The following is a 20,635-nucleotide window of genomic DNA, read 5'->3' as shown; positions in this document are numbered from 1 at the left end:
TCACTCGGACCACTGCACACTGAGCCTGTCGAACCCTTCGGTCGCGCGCTCCCGGAAGAACTCGGCCCGGTCGCGGGTCTCGGCGTCGATTCCCTGCTGAGCGTGCAGGGAGTCGAGATACGAGACCGCGAGCAGGGCGCGGTAGGCCGGTTCCCGCTCGTCGGTGCCGGGCGGGAGCGACCGAACCGACTCGTAACTCGCTCGGAACGTCTCCCGCCCACCGGCGGGGACCGACCAGCCTCGCCCCGAGACCAGCGGCACCACCGTCCGCCAGTAGTCCCACTCGGGACTCCCGACCAGCGCGTGTTCGAAGTCGACGACACAGGCGACCGAGCCGTCCCGCACCGCGACGTGGTCCGGTGAGAACCAACCGTGGCACAGCGACGGTCGCCAGTCGGCCGGGAGCGCGACGCGGTCGGCGTGGGTCGTGACGAACCGCCGGGCGTCACGCGCCACGTCGGCGTAGCCCGTCCCCGCGAGTGAGTCTTCGTAGACTGCGAGTTGCGCGTCGAGGGCGGCCGGCCACCTCGCGTCAGATGTCTTCACACCGGGTAGCGACTCGATTCGGAGCCCGCACTCGCCGACCGTGAGCGAGTCGCGCTCGGACTCAGCCGACGACGACTCGCTCTCGACCGCCAGCGTTCCACTCCGGTCGAACGTCGCTTCGTCGTGGAGTGTCGCCAACGTGCGGCCGGCGGCGCTGAGCCACTCGGTGGTGACGTGGGAGTCGGTGTCTCCGGCAGACGAGTCGGTGTCTCCCGGCGACCCGGCTGCGGACCGGTCGCTTGTCGGCGCGTCCTCACGGTAGTCGGCGACGAAGCCTGCGTCGTCTGTCGCCAGCACCGCCGGCACCGGAACCGAGGTCTCGCGGTCGACGTACCGGAGGACGCGCCCCTCGACACCTGCCCGGCCGCGTTCGGCGAGTGACACCTTGCAGACCGCCCGTCTCCCGGCGAACTCGACGTCGGCGACGCAGTGGGGCGGGACCGCGTGAAGCAGACGAGTGACCCGGACGTCGTCGGCGTGACGAGCACAGCACGCGGACACCACCGACTCCCACTCACCAGCCGTCATTCGTCCGTCCTCGGCACCCGACCGCGCGTCACTCGCACGTCGCCGATCTCCCGGAACGTCTCGCGGTCGAACTCCGCGAGAGCCTGCCGTACGTTGTGCTCGAAGTCTGCCTGCCGGTCGCCGAGAATCGCTGGCGAGCAGAAGGAGAGCGACAGGAGGTAGCCGACGACCGCCTCGGCTGTCCAGTCGCGCTCGACCGGGAAGCGGTCCTCGCCGGTCTCCACGAAGCCGTGGTCGGCGAGCAGTTCGTGCCACGGGTCGTCGTACTTGACCGGGCCGGTGCGCTCTGGTGGGTCGTCGAGATAGTCGTCGAGCACCGCGTACACCGCGTCCTGCCAGTCGGCGGTCCCGCGTGTGAGCCACCCTGTGTCGTTCAGCAGTGCGACGCCGCCACCCGGTTCGGTGATGTCGCGCAGGCGCTCCAGTGTCGGTCCCTGCTCCATCCAGTGGAACGAGCGACCCATCGTCGTCAGTCGGAGTGGTCGGAGGCGGTCGACCAGTCTGTCGTCGGTCCGCAGGTCGGCGTCGGAGCCGACGACCCACTCGACCGATCCCCGAGTGTCGGGCGACCCAGCGGTGTCCGCAGGCCCGCCAGCGTCGGAACGAGCGCGAGCCGCCGCCAGCATCGTCTCGTCCGGGTCCATCCCGACGACGTGCCCGGCGTACTCCGCAAGCGGGAGCGTGACCGTACCGGGGCCACAGCCCAGGTCGAGAACGCGGTCGTCGGCATCGAGCGCGAAGAAGTCGGCGACGTGAGCGAACACGCTGTCGGGATACGCGGGGCGGTAGTCGGCGTAGAACTCGACCGTGCTGGTGAAGGGGAGGTCTCCGGGCGACATGGGGTCTGGTGCTGTCGGCCGGTCGGCATGAATGTGGCGGTCGGGGGGCAGAGACGCGACGAGAGTGGTCGACGGAGCACCACCGACTCAGAGACAGTCGAGCACCGCCTCCCGAAGCGCCGTCTCGCGTGGATCGTCCCAGACGTGGGTGCCCATCCGGTTCGGCGCGTAGGCGAACGCCAACTCACGCTCGGGGTCGGCGAAGGCGAACGACCCGCCGGCACCCGGCGCACCGAAGGCCGAGGAGGAGCCGAACCGGAAGCCGTCGAACGGTTTCCAGAAGCCCAGCGAGTACGCGGTGTCGGTGTGGAGGATCACGTCGTGCGTGCCGTCGGTGGGTGGCGTGCCGGACGCGGCCAGTGCCTCCCGCGTTTCGGCATCGAGGAACCCATCCTCGTCGATCAGGTCAGCGTAGAACCGCGCGAGGTCCCGGACGCGACAGACGCCGTTGCCGGCCGGAATCTCCAGTCGGCGGTACGCGGGGTCGTTCAACTCGGCGGGCGTCGACACGTCGAAGGGGCTCATCGCGCGCGTCGTCAGCGACCACGGGTTCGCCAAGCCGAGGAGCATCCCCGGCGGGAACGAGCCGACACTCCGCAACAGGTCGAGCGGGCCGAAACTCTGCACCTCGGCGATCCGGGTCTCGCTCACCCCGCCGTCCTCGTCCGGCAGACCGACGTAGATGTCGGCGTCCAGTGGCCCGGCGAGTTCCTCCCGGAGGTAGCGCCCGAGGGTCCGAGATCCGGGGGCTGCTCGTCGGAGCAGTTCGCTCTCGTACCAGCCGAGTGACCACGCGTGGTAGCCGTGGCGAGTGCCCGGCTCCCAGTCCGGCTCTTTCCGGGCGAGCAGATCGACGAGACCGTCACGGTCCGCGATCTTCGCAGGTGTCAGGGTCGTCTCGATCCCGGCGAGGCCGGCCTGGTGCGCGAGCAGTTGTCGGATCGTCACGTCGTCTTTCCCCTGCTGGCCGAACGCCGGCCAGTAGTCGGCGGCCGGGTCGTCGTAGTCGAACAGCCCCTCGCTGTGGGCGTGGGCCATCACGCCGCCGGCGATGCCCTTCGTGGTGGAGAAGACGAGGACGAGTGTGTCGGCGGTCCACGGGTCGGTCCGACCGGTGTCGCGGTAGCCACCCCACAGGTCCACGACGACCGCTCCCTCGTGGACGACGGCGCAGGCCGCACCGAGTTCCCGGCGTGACTCGAAATTCTCGCGGAAGGTCTCGTGGACTGGCTCGAAACCCGGGGCCACGTTACCGTCGATTGGCGGTGCGGGAGACACGACTGCAGTTGATCGGTCCGGACGATAAGTGCCTCCCCGACTCGTTGGGTGTGCGACTTACCCCCGAAGCCCACGCACCACACCGTAGACCTTCTTCGCCACACGAATCGGCGCACCGGCCGACTCCACGGTGTAGTACGGCGTCAGGTCGGCACCGAACTTCGCCTTGTACTGGCAGAGTCGCTCGGTGTTCGCACCGACCAGATCGTAGGCCGTCACGTCCGCGAGGTCGGGGTCCTCGATCACGTCTCGGAGGATGCGGTCGTGGACGAGCGTGTTGACACTCGTCCCGTCGTAGGTCGCTCTGGTCCCCCCGAGCCAGAAGTACGCCGACCCGCCACCGTAGAGGACGACGATGCCCGTGAGGTACTCGCCGTCCGGGCCTCGGGCGACGTAGACGCGCGCGTCCTCGCCCATCGCCTCGACGAGATCCCGAGCGTAGTCGGGGGTCACGCCGAACGGTTCGTCCTGTTCGGCGTAGTAGTCGGCCACGTCACGCCTGACCGTCTCGGCGGCGTCCGGTTCCACCTCGACGGTGATCGGTAGGTCCTCGCCGTCTCGTACCTCCCGGCGGAGGCTCTTGCTGAAACTCGCGTGCACGTCGTCGACAGATCTGTCCGCGAGCGCGAGGCGATAGGTGAACTCCGGCGTCACCGACAGGCCGCGCCACTCGAACGGTCGCGGGTCGCCGTAGCCGACCGGCGTGAGCGTCCGGAACAGTGCGGTCGGGGCGTCGAGGTCGAGTGCCTCGACCAGGGCGTCGGTGAACGTGACGTTCAGCTTCTCACGTTTGCGCTGTTTCGGACTGGTCGGCATCAGCACCGGGCCGAGTCGCGGGACCAGCAGGCCGGGCGGCGGGGAGGTGACGATGCGACCGACCGGTGTCTCGCGGACGAACGCGGGGAACAGTGCGACCGGTTGCTCGCCCCGGAAGCCGGCGTACAACTGGAGGTCGCCGGCGGCGTGGGTGTCGAGGACACGCAGGGCTGCCGACCGGTGGAAAGGTTCGATGTCGCTCGACGGGAGCAGGGCGTCCCACTCGTCGAGGGTCGTAGATTCGACGTTCACAGCTTGCGCCGACCTACGACCCTGTGGGGCTTGGTTATCCCCTCGCTACCCGGAGAAGTGTCCGACTGTGTGAGTGCTCGCCGGCGGTGAGCGGGCGCTTACTCGGAGACGACCGGCACGTCGTCCATCGTCTCGAACGTCTCGGTCTCGACGCCGTCTTCGGTGATCGTGGTGAGCATCATCCCGTTGCCACTGGCGGTGTCACGCGAGGTGGCACTGCGGATACACTGGATGGCGACGTCGCGTGCCTCGTCGAGGCTGAGCTCCGAGTGGTACTTGTCTTCGAGCACACCGAGCGCGTACATCGACCCGGAGCCGCTGACGGTGTACTCCTCCTCGCCGCCGCCCCCGATGGGGTCGAACGAGTAGACGTGCGGGCCGTCCTCGTCGACGCCGCCCAGCACCGGCGACACGATGAGGAACTGTCCGGAGCGGAGCAGGTTCCCGAGCATCGTCGAGAGGGCGGTCATGCTCATCTCCTTGCCGCGACGGGTCTCGTAGAGGCGACCCTCGGCCTGAATCTGCTTGACGAGCGCCTGTGCCGCGGAGACGCTGCCGGCGATGGTCATCGCGGCGCTCGGGTGGATCTGGTGAATCTTCACCGAGGTCTTGCTGGCGACCATGTTCTGCATGCTCGCACGGCGGTCGGCCGCGAGGACGACGCCGTCAGTCGCAGTGATACCGATGGTGGTCGTCCCGGTCTTCAGTTCCTCGACGTCACCGCTCTCGCCGGCGGCGCCGAACGAGTTCGGAATCTCGTCGGTCGGCAGTTCGCCGATTCGCCCGTCAGTTCCGCTGTTAGTCCCCAAAAGCTGCGACGCGGCGTCCTCGTTCATAACGTCTGTTTATTACGCCGTGTTCTTATCAGGCTTTCGGACCCCCCCACAGTTCACCCCCGTCGTGTCTGCTAAATCCCGTGGCTCGACCGGCTCTCGACGGGTCACGCGAGGGAGAGAGAACCGACCCGGAACCGACCGTACCCGCTGCGAGACGCGGTGCCACTGTCGGTGCGTGGACTACTCGGGGATCGGACTCTCACGGGGCCAGCGAGGACAGTCGTCGGGGTCGATCCGGGCGTAGGCGTCGCCCACGGGTCCGACCCACGCACCCAACTCCCGTGCGCGTTCGATCAGCCGGCGGTACGTCTCGCGGTAGCCGGGGAACTCCGGCGCGAAGTAGCGCGGGTGCCACAGCACGGTCGCCACCGCCTCACGCTCCACAGCCTCCCGGAGCAGTCGCTCGCAAGTCAGCCAGCGCTCGTCGGGGTCCGCCGGGAGGGCGACCTCCATCGCGGTCAGTGGGAAGACCAGGAAGTCGTCGTCGAAGGGGCGGAAGGGCCGGTCGCCGTGGTCGAAGCCGACCGTCGCACTCGAACCCGGCGAGGCGTCGTAGACGAGGCCGGCGTCTCGCTGGGCGCGCCACGTCTCGGTCGGGGGGTCGGCCAGTCGCAGGTAGTGCTGGCGACAGCCGCCGACCTCGTGGCCGAGCGTCTCCTCCAGCAGTCGTTTCTCCTCCCACAAGCGACCCGGATCGACCGCCGACTCGAACGAGCCGTGGAGTCCGACCTCCCAGCCGTCGGCGTCGAGATTCCGGAGCATCGGCCCGATTCGCTCGTCCGCGAACTCGTACCGACCCACCGCGTCGAGCAGTCGCTTCGGGTCCGTCAGTCTGCTCGCGGGGCCGTCACGGAGTCGTGGTGTCTGGAGGGCGTAGAACGACGACCGGACGTCCATGTCGGCCTCCAGTCGCCGGATCGTCTCGAACTGCCAGAAGGGGTTCTCGCCCGCGTACCACCGCCGGAGGGCGCTCGGATCGCGGTCGCGAACCGCCTCGTGGAGCCACTGGTAGGTCTTGAACGGGCGGTCGATATCGTGGGTGAGACAGAGCGCGAAGGAGTAGTCGTCGAACACGGCCAGTTCACCTCGAAGCGTCGTCGGTCGGTGGCGTCGCGCCGTCTTGGAGGTACGCGTCGATAGCCTCGGCGACGACCGACGCGGCGTCACCGTCGCCGTAGGGGTGTGGCTTCTCACCGAGCGGCCAGTCGCGGGTCAGCGCGGTCGTGATCGCGTCGGCGTCGGCCCCGACAAGTTCGTTCCAGCCTGCCTCGACGGTCTCGACCCACTCGGTCTCCTCGCGGAGGGTCACGCAGGGCGTGTCGAGGAAGAACGCCTCCTTCTGGACCCCGCCGGAGTCGGTGGCGATCCGGCGCGCGCCGTCGAGCAGACGGACGAAGGGGAGGTAGCCCACCGGGTCGATCACCCGCAACTCGTCGCAGGCACGGTCCCACAGGTCGTGCTCCCGCAGAGCCGTCTCGGTGCGCGGGTGGACCGGGACGACGACCGGATCGGACACGCCCGCGAGACCGTCGAGGATGGCCGACAGGCGGGCGGGATCGTCGGTGTTCTTCGCCCGGTGGACCGTGGCGAGGACGTACTCGCCGGGCGTCAGATCGTTGTCGGCGAGGACCGTCGTCGCGTCACCGACCCGGTCGCGTGCCCACAGCAGGGCGTCGTACATCACGTCGCCGGTGACGACCGTTCGGTCCGCGAGTCCTTCGCGCGCGAGGTTCTCGGCTCCCTTCTCCGTGGGCGACAGCAGGAGGTCGGCCACGTGGTCGGTGACGACGCGGTTCACCTCCTCGGGCATCTCCCGGTCGAAACTCCGCAGACCGGCCTCGACGTGGACGACCGCGGTGTCGCGTTTCGCCCCGACCAGTCCGGCGGCGACCGTCGAGTTCGTGTCGCCGTAGACGAGCAGTGCGTCCGGGTCCTCGTCGACGACGACCGGGTCGAGTCGTTCCATGACGCGGGCGGTCTGGGTCGCGTGACTCCCGCTGCCGACCCCGAGGTGGTAGTCGGGTTCGGGGATGCCGAGTTCGGTGAAGAAGACGTCGGAGAGTTCCTCGTCGTAGTGCTGGCCGGTGTGGACCAGCACCTCCTCGCCGCGCGCTCGCAGGGCACGGGAGACGGGGAACGCCTTCACGAACTGCGGGCGAGCGCCGACGACGGAGAGCACCTTCATCGTCGGCTCCTCCGGATCGGAGTCGCCGACTCGCTCGCGGCGAGACGAGTCCTCATCGCGGCCCGACCTCCTCCTCGACGTGGACCCACAGCGGGTCGCTGGCGTGCCGGTCCAACAGCAAGCCGGTCGAGAACAGCACCGCGCTGATCCCGACGACCGCCAGAACGAGCGTCCGGGCGACCGCGCCGTCACCGGCGGTGCCGACGCCGAGTGCGACCGCACCCGCACCCAGGAGGCCGGACGCTAAGCCGAACAGCGCGAGGGGGAACAGCGCGACCAGCGGGTGGAAGTCGAAGACGAGATACCGGGTCCGGAGTCGCCACAGCAGGCCGGACAGCAGGAGTCGACTCACGCTCGGGACGAACGTGGACATCCGGATGTGACTCCGCTCGTCGCCGTACCGGGCGCGCATCGGGACGTCCGCGACTCGGAGACCGGCCGCGTTACACCGGATCAGCACGTCGTTGGCGAAGCCGTACTGATCGTACAGTTCGTCGATCTCCAGCGTCTCCAGTGCCCGCCGCGAGACGGCGGTGTAGCCGTTCTGCGGGTCGAGCATCCGCCAGTAGCCGCTTGCGATCTTCGTCAACAGCGAGAGGAGGAGGTTGCCGAACAGCCGAACCGGTGGCATCCCCCGGCGGTCGGTCCCACGCGCCAGTCGGTTCCCCTTCGCGTAGTCGGCCCGGCCGGAGACGACCGGATCGAGGATGCGGTCGAGGATCGCCGGGTCCATCTGCCCGTCGCCGTTCATCACCGCGACCGCGTCCATCCCGTCGGCGTAGGCCCGGCGGTAGCCGGTCTTGATCGCCCCGCCGACGCCGGTGTTCTGCTCGTGGCGGATCGGGACGACGAACGCGTCGTCTCCCTGCCCGCCGTCCGCGAGGGGGGTGTCGACGCGATCCGAGGCGTTCATCCGGTCGGCCGACTCGCAGATCTCGTCCCACGTCCCGTCGGTCGAGCGGTCGTCGACGGCGTACACCCGGTCCACGAAGTCGGGGACCGTCTCGATCACCTCGCCGACGAAGCCGCCCTCGTTGTACGCCGGGACGACGACCGCGACGTGTTTGTTCCGGTACATCAGCCACTCCCGATGGTGTAGACGTAGTGGTCGGTGTCGCCCAGGTCGAGTGCGTCCCGGCCGTCGACGACCACCAACCGGCGGTCGAAGCGGTCCCACTCGATCTCACCGAACTCCTCGTGGTCGGTGACGAGGATCACCGCGTCGACGTCCGCCTCGTGGATGGACTCGATCGGCACCGTGGTGGCTCCGAACTGTTCCAGATCGTCGACCATCGGGTCGCTGGCGAAGACGGTCGCGCCGAGCGTCCGGAGTCCCTCGATGATCCCCAGCGCGGGCGACTCTGTCGTCTCCTTGACGCCGGCGCGGTAGGTGACACCGAGGACGAGCACCGACGAGTCGGCGATGTCACGACCGACCGCCTCCAGACAGTCCTGGAGGCGCTGGACCGTGTAGACCGGCATCCCGTCGTTGATCCGGCGCGCGGTCCGGATCAGTTGGGCGTCCACGTCGAACGGCGTCGTGAGGAAGTACGGGTAGAAGGGGATGCAGTGGCCCCCGACGCCCGGTCCCGGCGTGTGGATGTGGGAGTACGGCTGGGTGTTGGCGGCGTCGATGGCCTCCCGGACGTCGATCCCGAGCGTGTCGGTGTAGGTCGCCAGTTCGTTCGCCAGCGCGATGTTCACGTCGCGGTAGATCCCCTCGAACACCTTCACCGCCTCTGCGGTGGTCGCGTCCGAGACGGTCACGACGCCCGACTCGTTGATCGTCTCGTAGACGAGTTCGGCGACTCGCGTGCTCTCGTCGTTCAGGCCGCCGACGATCTTCGGGTACGCCCCGCGGATGTCACGGAGCGCGCGCCCGCTCGCGGTGCGTTCCGGGCAGAACGCGACACCGAAGTCGCCAGGGTCGAGCCCGGAGACCGACGCGAGGATCGGTTCGACGAGTTTCGCGCAGGTGCCCGGCGGGACCGTACACTCGACGAAGACGGTGTCGCCCGGCGAGAGTCCGTCGCCCACGTCACACAGCACGGTTCGGAGCGCGCCGAGATCGAGGGTGCCGTCGTCGTTGACGCCGGTCGGGACGATGACGACGTGGATCGCGGCGTCGCTCGCGGCGCGCTTGGCGTCGGTGACCGCGCGGAAGTCGCCGTCGGACACGAGGTCGGTGACGAGGGCGTCCAGTCCGGGTTCCCGGTCCACGGTCGACTGGCCGCGATTCAAACTGTCGACGACCGCCGGGTCGATGTCCGCGCCGACGACGTTGCCGGTCACGTCCGCGAAGACGGCCGCAAGCGGGAGGCCCATCTTCCCGAGGCCGTACACCGCGACCGGGACCTGCCCCGACAGGAACGCCTCGCGCTGGCGCTCTGTCGGTCCTTCGTTCTCGTAGAGCCACGTCACCTGCTCGGCGTCGGAACTCACCACGGCTCCACCTCCTCGCCCGGCACCAGACCGGCGAGTCGCTGGAGGCGCTGGGCGAACTCGACGGCGCGCAGGCCGTCACGCCCGGTGACGCGGGGGTCGGTCCCCTCGGTCACGGCGTCCCGGAAGCCGGCGAGTTCGGCGCGGAGCGGTTCGGCGCTCTCCACGAGCGGGTGCTCGACGATGCTCCCGTGGCGGTAGCGCACGTCGCCGTTCTGCTCGATGTACTCCGGTACCGAGTGGCGGTGGACGCGGATCGATTGGTCGGTGTAGTCGAGTTCGACCAGTGCCTCCTCGGCCGTGACGGTCAGGGTCCGGACCTTCTTCTGGGTACACCGACTCGCGGTCAGCGAGGCGGTCGGCCCGTCCGCGAACGTCAACTGCGCGAGCACGTGTTCCGGGGAGGGTGCGGTCGCGCTGGCCGCGGTCACGTCCTCGCCGAACAGCGAGAACAACACGTCGAGGTCGTGGATCATCAGATCCATCACCGGGTCGTCGTCCGGCACCGGATCGACCGGCGGGCCCAGTCGTTTGCTCTCGACGGCGACCACGTCCATGCCGCGGATCACGTCGCCGATCTCCCGGACCGCCGGGTTGAACCGCTCGACGTGGCCGACCTGCAGTCGGCAGTCGTGGCGCTCGGCGAGCGCGATCAGTTCCTCGCCGTGGTCGACCCGCCGGACGAACGGTTTCTCGACCAGCGCGTGGACGCCCGTAGACAGCGCGTCGCGAGCGATTCGGTAGTGGTACTCGCTGGGGACCGCGACCGAGACGGCGTCGGCGGCCGCGAGGAGGTCGTCCGTGTCGAGTGCGGCGGTGCCGTACTCGCGAGCGATGTGCGCGGCACGCGACTCGTCGGCGTCGGCGACACCCACGAGTTCGACACCCGGCAGTTCGTTGTAGACGCGGACGTGGTTCCGACCCATCCGCCCGACACCGATCACGCCGACCGCGAGGGTCACGCGATCACCCCCCGGATCGACGCGACCGCGTCGGCGACGGTCGCCAACTCCTCGTCGGTCAGGCCGGGATGGACCGGAATCGAGAGGACCTCCTCGGCCGCCTGCTCGGCGACCGGACAGTCCCCGCCGTGGGAGGGAAGCGGGTCGGCGACCGACGGACCACCGGCGTACAGCGGTTGTCGGTGGATCGGCGTCGGGTAGTAGACCCGACTGGCGACACCCCGCGACTCGAGGGCGTCGGCGACCGCGTCGCGGTCACCCGGCGGACACCGAACCGTGTACTGGTGGTAGGCGTGTTCCCGGTGCGGTGGCTCGACGGGGGCACGGAGGTCGGACTCGGCGACCGCCTCGTCGAGTCTGGCGGCGTTGTCCCGGCGGGTGCCGACGAACGCCGGCAGTTTGTCGAGTTGCGCGTTGCCGAGCGCCGCGCCGAGACTGGACAGTCGGAAGTTGTGCCCGAGCGAGACGTGTTCGTACCCCTCGGTCCGGCCGTGGTCGACGAACCGGCGGGCGCGCTCTGCGACCGCGCTGTCGTCGGTGACGATCATCCCGCCCTCGCCCGTCGTCATGTTCTTCGTCGGGTAGAAGGAGAAACAGGCGGCGTCGGCGTGCGAACCGACCGGGGTCCCTCGGTAGGTCGCGCCGTGGGCCTGCGCGGCGTCCGCGAGGAGCGCACAGTCGTACTCGTCGGCCAACTCGCGGAAGTGGTCCATCGGACAGGCCAGTCCGTAGAGGTGGACCGGCAGGATGGCGGTGATGTCGGGGTCGGCCCGGAGTGCCGACTCGACGGCGTGCGGGTCGAGGTTGTACGTCAGCGGGTCGACGTCGGCGAAGACCGGTTCCGCGCCGGCGTGGCTGATCGCCGAGGCCGTGGCGACGAACGAGAAGGGCGTGGTCACCACGCGGTCGCCGGGGTCGACACCGAGGGCGACCAGCGCGGCGTGGAGCGCGGTCGTCCCGTTCGAGGCGGCGACCCCGTGGGCGGTGCCACAGTAGTCGGCGAAGTTCGTCTCGAACTCGCGGACCTCGGGACCGTCGGCCAGATAGCCGGAGTCGAGGACAGCGAGGAGGCGGTCGCGTTCGGTCGGACCGAGTCGGGGGCGTGCGATAGGGATCACGGTAAGTCGTTGCCTCCTGCCAGTTCGGCGGGGAGCGGTCGGTGACGGGCAGGTGCGCCGACGGCCAATGTGTCGGGTGGAACGTCTTCGGTGACGACCGCGCCGGCGGCGACAAACGCGCGCTCCCCGACGTGGACGCCGGGCAGCAGTGTCGCGTTCGCGCCGACGGTCGCGTCGTCCGCGAGGGTCGGTCCCACGAGGTCGGCCGTCTGGCGGACGGGGTACGGGTCGTTCGTCATCGTGGCGCGCGGCCCGACGAACACCCGGTCGCCGACGGTCGTGTACGACGGGAGGTACACGCCGGTCTGGAGTCTGACGTGCGAGCCGATCTCGCAGTGGTCCTCGACGACGGTGTCGGTGCCGACGAGGACATCCTCGCCGAGCGTCGTCTGCTCGCGGATCAGCACCCGGTGGCCGGTCGTCAGCCCGGCCCCGGCGGTGGTGTCGGCGTAGATCACCGACCCGGACCTGATCGTGGCGTCGTCGCCGATCACGGCGGGACCGGCGTCGTCTGTGTACCGGAGTCCGACGCGTGCGTCGGCCGCGACCGAGACGTTCGTGCCGAACTCGGCCGTGTCCGGACCTGCCGTGTCGGCTGGTTCCCGTCGGTCGACTGCGTGCTCACCGGCAGTCGCCGGCGACCCGACCGTGTCGTCGAACTGTCGTCCGTCGTCTTCCTGTTCCATCGTTAGCGTTGCTCGGTGAGAAGAGATGCCGAGTTCCCCCTTTGTTATGGGTCTCTTTACCACGGATGGAGATGGTCGGTCGGTCGCAGGCGGGCGGTTTTCGCCGCTCGAAGCGTCAGACGCGCTCCGTCGCCAGCGAGGTGCTACCTACCGAATAACCAACCGTTCAGCGGGTAGGAACATCGTAACAAAGCCCGGACACATTGCAGAAGTACCCATGTCGATCTATCGTGTACCAGACCAGCGGCGGACGCCGAGGCGGTGGGCGTAGCCTCCCGATGTCGAGCGATTCGTCGAGCCGCCCGAGACGGCTCATCGGCGAGGTGCTGTCGGGAGTCGCCGGTTCGAACGCCGAACCGCTGGACGAAGACACCGTCTTCGACATCCTCAGCAACCGCCGGCGGCGACAGATCATCTACTACCTCCAGGAGCACGGCGGCGAGGCACCGCTCCGCGACGTGGCGAACGCGGTCGCCGGTTGGGAAGAAGACGAGGACCCGGAGGACGTGACCGAGAAGCAGAGCCGACGCGTGTACGTCTCGCTGTACCAGAGTCACGTCCCGCGACTGACCGAGGTCGGCCTGATCGAACACGACGACACCGGGACGATCAGACTCACCGACCGCGTGCGACTCCTCGACCCGTATCTCAACCCCCACGACGAGGGGCCGGCGTGGCAGGTGTACTACCTCGCCGTCGGCCTGTTCGGTGTCCTGCTGGGGGTACTCGTCTCGCTCGGACTCCCGCCCGCCGGACTCGTCTCCGGTGCGAACCTCCTCTTGCTCGTCTCGCTGGCGCTCGTCGTTCTCGCACTCGCACACGCCCAGCAGTCCGGAACGCCGCGAGACGCCTCCGAACGCAAGCAACTGCGCGAGGAGTAGACGCCCGGTCACGACGAACGCAGTCGCTCACGCCGTGTGACGCCGCAGACGGCGGCGGTGTGTCACCGCCACTCGCTGAGGTCCCTGAGGCTGGCCGGATCGACGACCAGGAACTCCTCGATCGAGTCCCGGTCGGACGCAGAGGGAACGAACAGGAGGTGGTCGGCGCGGTCCTTCCGCGTCCACTTCGCCTCCCACTCGACACCCGCCGTCTCGCGCGGTTCGTCGCGCGTCCCGGCAGTGTCGGATGGCGGCTGGTCGTGTGGCATACTCCCGTAATCACAGCTTAAACAGAAAAAATTACCGTGTGTCTTCGACCGTGACGGATGCGACTGGACGGAGCGCGTCGTTCGCGCCCGGAAACTCGGTGAGATGCAAACCGACGACACACCTCCACGAATCGGAACGTAAGCAGAATCAAACGAATCGAATCGGTAGGCAAACTGCTCGTACCCGGTCGTTATCTCCGAATACACTCACTTCGAGTGACACGTTTAACTTCGGTTTCGGTGGATCGATCGGTCGAGAAGGGGGTGGCTACGCCGCGCGCCGGCCACCAACCGGAGCATAACAAAGCGGATCGGTGGCCTCTCGTGTCCCATGGAGTTGTTACTCGTCGGGATCGACGCCGCCTGCGCGGGGGTCACAGACCCCCTCGCGCGGGAGGGGCGGATTCCGACACTCGCTCGACTGTTCGACGACGGCGAGCGTGGTCCCCTCCGGTCGCAGGTGCCGCCGTGGACGGCCAGTGCGTGGCCCTCGCTGTACACCGGGACGAACCCCGGCAAACACGGCGTCTTCGGGTTTCTGACGTTCGACGGCTACGACTACGACGTGGTGAACGCGACCCACGTTCGGGAGCGCCCGCTCTGGCACACGCTCGACCACCACGGCCTGTCGAGCGTCGTCGTCAACGTCCCCGTCACCGGCCCACCAGAACCGTTCGACGGTGCGCTGATCCCCGGCTACACCGCCCCGGAGAACCCGCCGTGTCACCCCGACGGCCTCCTCGACGAGGTGCGCGAGGCGGTCGGCGACTACCGCGTCTACCCCGACTGGACCGGCACCGACCGGACGCCGTCGCGTGAGGAGCGCGTGTCGGCGTACACGCGCCTCGTCGGCCAGCGTGGCTCGGCGTTCCGGTATCTCGCGGATCGGTTCGATCCGGACTTCGGCTTCCTCCAGTTCCAGCAGTCCGACACCGTCTTCCACGAACTGCCGGGCGACGACGAGGCGGTCGCGGCGGTGTACGAACGCATCGACCGCGAAATCAGAGAGACAATCGAGGCGACCGAGCCTCGGATCGTCGTCGTCGCCAGCGACCACGGGATGGGCGAGTACGGCGGCTACGAGTACCGGGTGAACGAACACCTGCGACGCGAGGGGCTGGTGACCGGGACGCGCGGTGCCGGCGGGATGCCCGAGTGGGGCGACGTCCGCGACGGCGCACTCGCGGGCGAGGACACACCGGGTCTCGCGGAGCGAGCGATGGCGACCGCCGCGAGCGTCGGGATCACGAGCCAGCGAATCGCGGGCGTCCTCTCGACGCTCCGGCTCGCGGGCGTCGTCCAGCGCATCGTCCCCGAAGACGTCGTCCGGGCCGGTATCGAGCGTGTGGACTTCCCGGCCTCGCAGGTCTACATGCGCTCCCGCATCGAGTGCGGCGTCCGGATCAACCTCGCCGGCAGGGAACCGGCGGGCGTCGTCTCGGATGAGGAGTACGAGCCCCTGCGAGATCGACTGATCGAGCTCTTCCAGTCGGTCGAGACGCCCGATGGCGATCCGGTCTTCGAGCGTGTCGCACGCAGAGAAGAGGTGTTCGACGGGCCACGCGTCGAGGACGCCCCCGACGTGATCGTCGTGCCGGCGGACTTCGATCAGTTCCTCTCGGCACAGCTTCGGGAGTCGGTGTTCGGCGAGCCACGCGAGCCGTACAACCACAAGTGGGACGGCGTGATCGCGTTGTCGGGACCGGGCACCGAGTCGGCCGACCTCGCGGGCGCACACCTGTTCGACGTGGCACCGACGGTCCTCGCGCTGCTGGATCTGCCGGCGGACGAACGCATGGACGGGCGGTCGCTCGTCCCCGAGTCGCGGGAGCGCATCACGTATCCGGCGTGGGACGCGGGCGACCGGCGGGAGACCGCCGACGAGACCGTCGAGGAACATCTGGAACAGTTGGGGTATCTCGACTCATGAGCATCGACGTGAAACGACTCGGATCGGTGGACACAGGGGGGACAGACGCGGACGCAGAGCAGTGGAACCGGTTCGTCGAGCAGTCGCCACAGGGGACGCCCTTCCACCGGTACGAGGCACTGGAAGCCTGTGCCGACCACTCGGGGAGCGACCTGCACACGCTGGTCGGCTACAAAGGCCAGGAACCGGTCGGCATCTTCCCCGGCTTCGGGCTGACGACTGCGGGTCTCGGCACCCTGTTCTCGCCGCCGCCGAACCTGCTGGTGCCGTATCTCGGACCGGCGCTGCTGAACCACCAGAAGCTCTCGACCCGGAAGGCAGAGCGCAGACACCAGCAGTTCGTCGAGAGCTGTCTCGACCTGCTGGCCCAGGAGGTCGGCTACCGCTACGGCCACCTCCGGACGACGACCCGGTACGACGACCTCAGGCCGCTCCAGTGGGGCGGCTTCGAGGTGTCGCCGGCGTACACCTACGTCGTCGACGTCGACCGGCCGGACGACGAGATGCTGGCCTCCTTCAGCAGTGACGCCCGGAAGAACGTCCGGAACACGGACGCGGACGCCTACGAGATCACTGAGGGTGACGCGAGCGACGTGCGGCGAATCGTCGGGATGGTCGCAGACCGCTACGCCGAACAGGACGAGCCCTACGACCTGACGCCCGAGTTCGCGGTCGACCTGTACGAGGCCCTTCCCGAGGGTTCGATCCGCCCGACCGTCTGCCACGCCGACGGCGAGTTCGTCGGTGGGATTCTCGCGGTCGACGGCGGGGAGACGATCTACCGGTGGCAGGGCGCGGTGGACTTCGACTGCGACCTGCCGGTGAACGACCTGCTCGACTGGCACCTGATGACAGCAGGGAGAGAACGCGGCGCGACCGCCTACGACCTGATCGGGGCGAACACACAACGCCTGAACAAGTACAAGGCGAAGTGGAGTCCGGAGCTGTCGGCGTACCACGTCGCGGAGTTCGGCCATCCGGTAATTCGGGCGGCCGCACACCTCTACAAGCAGTACGGCTGAGCGTCGGCGAGACTCGGAGTACGGCTAAGCGTCGGCGACACGCGACGATTTTTCGGCACAGGAAAGCACTTACCCGGGAGCCACCGCGTTCTGGTCGGATCCCCGCACGACGAACGATCCTCGGTCTGTTCGGCGCGGTCGTACTCGGCGGTTGTCTCGGCGAGCGCGGTCGGAGTGCGACACCCGGCGAGGGCCAGACGACGAAGAAGACGACTGACAGGGCGACACCGACCGACACGCCGACGACACCACAGTCCACGACGACCGAGACGCCACCACGGCAGACCGTCCTGATCCGACTCGTTCAACACCAGTTCCCGACCGAGTACGCGGAGTACGTGGACCCACTGGTGTACGCCGACCTGCCGACACCGCACCAGGAGATTCTCGATCAGGCCGACAGCGCCGGCGGCTACGAGGTGACCTACGAGCGCGGGAACCGCTTCCCGGACACCGAGAAGACCGAGGGACTCGACGAACTCACGCAGGCCATCTTCGACCGATACGTCCGGCAAAAGGAGAGGTACGAGGAAGCACACCCCGACGAACAGGGTCCCGATCCGGTCTGGCCGGTGTGGCTCGCACGCGAGGACGAGCGGTTCTGCATCGACGTCACCGACGGCGACGTGAAGTACTATCACTGCTGAGCCGTCGCCGACTCGGAAGTGACACCACCGGCGATCAGCGACGGCTACCGATCCTCGGGCCGCACCGACCGCCCCGGCCGACCGATCATCCGCCAGAGCAGTCGCCGGAGGACGCCGAGTCCCGGCCGGCCGTCCACCAGCCAGAGCACGATCACACCGCCGACCAGCGCCACCTCGCCGAGCAGGTACGGGAGGCCCGCCGGCGAGAGGATGAACTCGGCGTAGCGGTCGAAGAAGCGCGTGAGCAGGGCGAACAGGTCCACGTTCGACTGCACGTCGCCGGGCACCAGCGGCCAGAGCACCGTGTCGTACGAGGGCTCGTTGCCGAGGATCACCCCGTAGTAGACGTCACCCGGCAGGTGGAGGAGGTAGCCGACCGAGAAGCCGGTCGAGACCTGTAACCAGCCCCGGCGGTAGCCGACCGCCAGCAGGACGAGCGTCAGCGGAATCGCGGTGAAGACGCTGTGCGCGACACCCGTGGAGGGCAGGACCGCGAACACCCACTCGGCCGGCTTGTCGATCAGGTCGGGGAACTGCGAGCCGAACGCGACCGCGACCACCGGCCACTCGCGGGGAGCGCGGCCGGTCGCGGCGCGGACGCTCAGCGAGTAGGCGAGATACGCGACGGCGGCGTGTTCCCACGGCCACATCAGTCGGACCTCACGCAGTCGTGAACGCCGGCTGACGTGGCAGGGGGCGGGTTATGCGGGATCACTCACGTCTATCCAGAGGTGGACGTAGCGGTAGGCGTTGTCGGTCGTCGGGCGGTCCGGCGGGGTCCCGTCGTAGACGAGGTAGACCAGCCGCAGGTTCTCACCCGAGATGGGTGACTGGGCGGCGTGTTGGACCTGCGTGGTCTCGCCGGCATCGGCTGTCAAACTGAAGTCGTCGACGCGTCGCTGTTCGAGGATCGTCGGCGATCCACCCTCGTCACGGACGCGCTGGACGACCACCACCACCTCGTAGGTCTGGCGGGCGTCTTCACGGTTCGTGATCGAGACGGTCAGGGGCTGTGGCTCCCCGCGTACGAACTCGTCGGGGTAGTTTCCGGCGACGAGGTCGCCCGAGTCCGACTGCGTGAGGAGCGTGACCTCCGTGTACTGTGTCGCGTCCTGCGGGTTCACGGCGGCGTAGCCGACCGCCGAGAGGCCGACGACGACACAGATCGCCAGCAGGACGTTCAGCCCCGCGTCCAGTCTCGTCGTCTCCGTGAGTCCGGCACGGGCACGCTCGGCGTAGTGGCCGAGCGCCAGCGAGAACCGGTCCTCGCGCGGGACCGCCGCACGCCTGATCGCGGCGACCGCGATACAGAGCAGGACGAACCCGCCGGCGACCGCGACCGCCGTCTGCGGGGTGAAGGACACCGGCAGCAGTACGTAGGTCACGGCCAACAGCGGAACGACGACAAGGCTCAGACCGAACGAGAGGACGCCACGCTCGACTCCGTCGATACCGCGGGCGTGGAGCGGGAGCGACGAGGTGGGGCTGGCGACTAGCGGGGAGGCGGTCGCGGGGTCCGGGCGGCTTCGTCTGGGAAACAGCACCGCGAGGAGGACGTAGCCGGGGACGACGAACAGCAGGGGGACCGCCAGCGCGGTCCGGAAGGCGTCGCTGGTCAGGGCCGGGCGGGCGAGGAGCACCGACGAGACCAGCGTGTAGAGGAGGACCACCGCGAGGTCGGCCGGGAACTCCGTGATCGCACGGAGCAGGAGTCCGGCACGGCGTCGCAGGGCGGCCATCTCGATGACCTGTGTCACGATAGTTCTGATCATTGAAACTCCGGAGGGGCCGGCGACTTACGCCTCGTCATCGGCGACGAACTGTGCGGGAACGGCGTCGAGCGAGAGGTCCTGTGCCTGGAGCGTGGACGCGGCCGTCACACCGACGACGGCCACCGCGAGGACGGTCGCGAGCAGGAAGCCCAGCAGTCCGAGCGGGACCGTCGGAATCGCCAGCCCGGCGAGCGCCAGTGCGAGACCGCCGACCGCGATACCGGTGTAGTAGCGGTCCCAGGCCGGTTCCGGTTCCTCCTCGGTCTCCTCGCCGAAGTCGAGATACTCGTAGAGTCGGTCGATGGCCGGGCGCACCTCGATGGTGCCGCGGTACTGATCGAAGTCGATGACGCCCGAGTCGTCCATCTTTGTCAGATGGCACTGGTAGAGGCCGACGTAGACGCGCTTGCGCTCGTTCGAGGAGACGAGTCCGACCGCCTTGTCGTTCTCCCAGGCGGCGACCTGATCGGCCAGTTCGTTGAGCTGGACCGTCCCGGTCGCCTCGCGCAGGTACTTCAGCACGTAGCGGCGGCGCTGGTTCTTCAGGATCTCGAAGATCGTATCGAGCGACAACTCGACCGGTTCACGCTCGGCCTCGGCCTGTGTCTGCTCGGCAGCGTCCTGTTGCTCGTCGCCAGCGTCTCCACTGTCGTCGTCCTGTAGCTGTCGGCTTCCCGTGGGGTTGGTGGCACGGCTTGACATCGCAGGAGTACCCTGTCAGGATCACCTCATAACTATTGAGCCGATAACGGTCGGTACGCAGTTCCTGCCGTACACATACGAATTCTGTCTAGTCAGAAATCTGTCTCCCGTTCGTGGCGAACTCGACCCGATCACGTACGACGTTAATCACAGATATATACGCCAATCCGTTCAAGCCAGCGGACCGATTGATCGCCGGTCAGCAGGCCGCCGGGAGACCCCCCGTACACACTACCGAATGAATACTTCTGGGTGGATCGACCCTCACGCGCGGGGTGTGTAGACCGAACTTACAACTGAGAAGTTTCTGACTCTCATCGGGACGACAGTTCGATAAAGATAACCATACGCAGTTAATCATGGTACAAAGATTAGTTAATTGGTCGTTTATCCGGTGTATTATCACAACCCATTATGTAGCCTCCCGTTCGAAGGTGAGTGACCGACCACCAACTCATGACGAACGACTGGGATTTAGTAAGCTACGTGATCCGCTCGCAGTATCGAACTGCCGTACTGCGCCGACTCGTCGACGGGCCGGCGACCCCCTCACAGATCGCTGGCGAGGCCGACTTCGCCATCGCACACGTCTCGCGGGCGCTCGGCGAACTCCGAGAGAAGGAGCTCGTCGAGTTGCTCGTCTCCGAAGACCAGCGGAAGGGCCGCGTCTACGGCATCACCGAGGAGGGCGAACGCGTCTGGGACCGCATGGAGGCGACCGACATGATCTAGCCGTCGCGGTCGCGAGCACCGAGTCGGCCGTCGTCCGACGGTCGCTGTCGTCGCTGTCCACGCGGCCCTCGCTGTGTGGCCTCACCAACCGATCGCGTCTCGCGGTCGAACACTCGTTATCGCCGGTAGTGCCGCCGGTCACTCCTCGGGCTGTTTCTTTCAGTCGCCACTTCGTCCCTCTCCACCGCCGGT

At 68.1% G+C, this 20,635-nt stretch carries 21 protein-coding genes; 5 read left to right on the top strand and 16 right to left on the bottom strand.

The genetic code is table 11. From position 1 onward, the window contains the following. The 12 genes from LI337_RS18165 to LI337_RS18110 form a co-directional block, all read right to left on the bottom strand. The gene (locus tag LI337_RS18165) at positions 1-1,074 is read right to left on the bottom strand and encodes a phosphotransferase family protein (RefSeq protein WP_227231339.1); all 1,074 of its coding nucleotides are present in this window, start codon (positions 1,072-1,074) and stop codon (positions 1-3) included. Continuing rightward, positions 1,071-1,913, bottom strand: coding sequence for a class I SAM-dependent methyltransferase (locus LI337_RS18160; protein ID WP_227231338.1), 843 nt, complete (start codon positions 1,911-1,913; stop codon positions 1,071-1,073). The genes LI337_RS18165 and LI337_RS18160 overlap by 4 nt, the downstream gene beginning before the upstream one ends. An 87-nt stretch (positions 1,914-2,000) precedes the next feature. Beyond that, complete coding sequence (locus tag LI337_RS18155) at positions 2,001-3,161, bottom strand: serine hydrolase domain-containing protein (protein ID WP_227231337.1); 1,161 nt, start codon at positions 3,159-3,161, stop codon at positions 2,001-2,003. An 87-nt stretch (positions 3,162-3,248) separates the two neighbouring features. Then, entirely contained in the window at positions 3,249-4,259 is a 1,011-nt protein-coding gene (locus LI337_RS18150) for a GNAT family N-acetyltransferase (RefSeq protein WP_227231336.1), read from the bottom strand. Positions 4,260-4,357: 98 nt separating this feature from the next. Then, a complete protein-coding gene (gene psmB, locus LI337_RS18145) occupies positions 4,358-5,068 on the bottom strand; it encodes an archaeal proteasome endopeptidase complex subunit beta (RefSeq protein WP_380700463.1) in 711 nt (236 codons plus the stop codon). A gap of 207 nt (positions 5,069-5,275) precedes the next feature. After that, positions 5,276-6,169, bottom strand: coding sequence for a polysaccharide deacetylase family protein (locus tag LI337_RS18140; protein WP_227231334.1), 894 nt, complete (start codon positions 6,167-6,169; stop codon positions 5,276-5,278). 7 nt (positions 6,170-6,176) lie between these two features. After that, positions 6,177-7,280, bottom strand: coding sequence for a non-hydrolyzing UDP-N-acetylglucosamine 2-epimerase (wecB, locus tag LI337_RS18135; protein WP_227231333.1), 1,104 nt, complete (start codon positions 7,278-7,280; stop codon positions 6,177-6,179). Positions 7,281-7,332: 52 nt separating this feature from the next. Beyond that, positions 7,333-8,358, bottom strand: coding sequence for a glycosyltransferase family 2 protein (locus tag LI337_RS18130; RefSeq protein ID WP_227231332.1), 1,026 nt, complete (start codon positions 8,356-8,358; stop codon positions 7,333-7,335). Continuing rightward, positions 8,358-9,722, bottom strand: coding sequence for a nucleotide sugar dehydrogenase (locus tag LI337_RS18125; RefSeq protein WP_227231331.1), 1,365 nt, complete (start codon positions 9,720-9,722; stop codon positions 8,358-8,360). The genes LI337_RS18130 and LI337_RS18125 overlap by 1 nt, the downstream gene beginning before the upstream one ends. Beyond that, entirely contained in the window at positions 9,719-10,684 is a 966-nt protein-coding gene (locus tag LI337_RS18120; protein ID WP_227231330.1) for a Gfo/Idh/MocA family oxidoreductase, read from the bottom strand. The genes LI337_RS18125 and LI337_RS18120 overlap by 4 nt, the downstream gene beginning before the upstream one ends. Further along, entirely contained in the window at positions 10,681-11,802 is a 1,122-nt protein-coding gene (locus LI337_RS18115; protein WP_227231329.1) for a DegT/DnrJ/EryC1/StrS family aminotransferase, read from the bottom strand. The genes LI337_RS18120 and LI337_RS18115 overlap by 4 nt, the downstream gene beginning before the upstream one ends. Continuing rightward, positions 11,799-12,488 (bottom strand): acyltransferase, encoded by a 690-nt coding sequence (locus LI337_RS18110; RefSeq protein WP_227231328.1) that lies wholly within the window; start codon positions 12,486-12,488, stop codon positions 11,799-11,801. Before LI337_RS18110 ends, LI337_RS18115 begins: the two co-directional genes overlap by 4 nt. Positions 12,489-12,766: 278 nt before the next feature. Between LI337_RS18110 and LI337_RS18105 the strand changes: the two genes are divergently transcribed. Beyond that, positions 12,767-13,369, top strand: a complete 603-nt coding sequence (locus LI337_RS18105; RefSeq protein WP_227231327.1) for a DUF7344 domain-containing protein — start codon at positions 12,767-12,769, stop codon at positions 13,367-13,369. A 62-nt stretch (positions 13,370-13,431) separates the two neighbouring features. On the opposite strand, the gene LI337_RS18100 is transcribed toward LI337_RS18105, so the two are convergent. Next, positions 13,432-13,638 carry a hypothetical protein gene (locus LI337_RS18100; RefSeq protein WP_227231326.1) on the bottom strand — a complete coding sequence of 69 codons (207 nt, stop codon included), beginning with the start codon at positions 13,636-13,638 and terminating at the stop codon, positions 13,432-13,434. A gap of 331 nt (positions 13,639-13,969) precedes the next feature. Here LI337_RS18100 and LI337_RS18095 point away from each other — a divergent pair, with 331 nt between their 5' ends. From LI337_RS18095 to LI337_RS18085, 3 genes are all read left to right on the top strand, one after another. Beyond that, positions 13,970-15,568 carry an alkaline phosphatase family protein gene (locus tag LI337_RS18095; RefSeq protein ID WP_227231325.1) on the top strand — a complete coding sequence of 533 codons (1,599 nt, stop codon included), beginning with the start codon at positions 13,970-13,972 and terminating at the stop codon, positions 15,566-15,568. Further along, positions 15,565-16,590 carry a lipid II:glycine glycyltransferase FemX gene (locus tag LI337_RS18090; protein ID WP_227231324.1) on the top strand — a complete coding sequence of 342 codons (1,026 nt, stop codon included), beginning with the start codon at positions 15,565-15,567 and terminating at the stop codon, positions 16,588-16,590. Before LI337_RS18095 ends, LI337_RS18090 begins: the two co-directional genes overlap by 4 nt. 338 nt (positions 16,591-16,928) lie before the next feature. Next, positions 16,929-17,237: a hypothetical protein gene (locus LI337_RS18085; protein ID WP_227231323.1), complete on the top strand. Its 309-nt coding sequence runs from the start codon at positions 16,929-16,931 to the stop codon at positions 17,235-17,237. Positions 17,238-17,281: 44 nt separating this feature from the next. On the opposite strand, the gene LI337_RS18080 is transcribed toward LI337_RS18085, so the two are convergent. From LI337_RS18080 to LI337_RS18070, 3 genes are read right to left on the bottom strand one after another with little or no spacing between them, the layout of a single operon-like run. Continuing rightward, positions 17,282-17,887 carry a metal-dependent hydrolase gene (locus LI337_RS18080; protein ID WP_227231322.1) on the bottom strand — a complete coding sequence of 202 codons (606 nt, stop codon included), beginning with the start codon at positions 17,885-17,887 and terminating at the stop codon, positions 17,282-17,284. A 51-nt stretch (positions 17,888-17,938) separates the two neighbouring features. Beyond that, positions 17,939-19,009: a DUF1616 domain-containing protein gene (locus LI337_RS18075; RefSeq protein WP_227231321.1), complete on the bottom strand. Its 1,071-nt coding sequence runs from the start codon at positions 19,007-19,009 to the stop codon at positions 17,939-17,941. A gap of 24 nt (positions 19,010-19,033) precedes the next feature. Further along, positions 19,034-19,711, bottom strand: coding sequence for a DUF7344 domain-containing protein (locus LI337_RS18070; protein WP_227231320.1), 678 nt, complete (start codon positions 19,709-19,711; stop codon positions 19,034-19,036). A 456-nt stretch (positions 19,712-20,167) separates the two neighbouring features. Between LI337_RS18070 and LI337_RS18065 the strand changes: the two genes are divergently transcribed. Next, positions 20,168-20,443, top strand: a complete 276-nt coding sequence (locus LI337_RS18065) for a winged helix-turn-helix domain-containing protein (RefSeq protein ID WP_227231425.1) — start codon at positions 20,168-20,170, stop codon at positions 20,441-20,443. Positions 20,444-20,635: the final 192 nt, after the last annotated feature.

It is taken from the genome of Salinirubrum litoreum (genome assembly GCF_020567425.1).
In the GTDB taxonomy this organism is placed as follows: Archaea; Halobacteriota; Halobacteria; order Halobacteriales; family Haloferacaceae; genus Salinirubrum; species Salinirubrum litoreum.
Note: the sequence above shows the minus strand (reverse complement) of the source record. Positions and strands in the feature narration are given on the sequence as shown.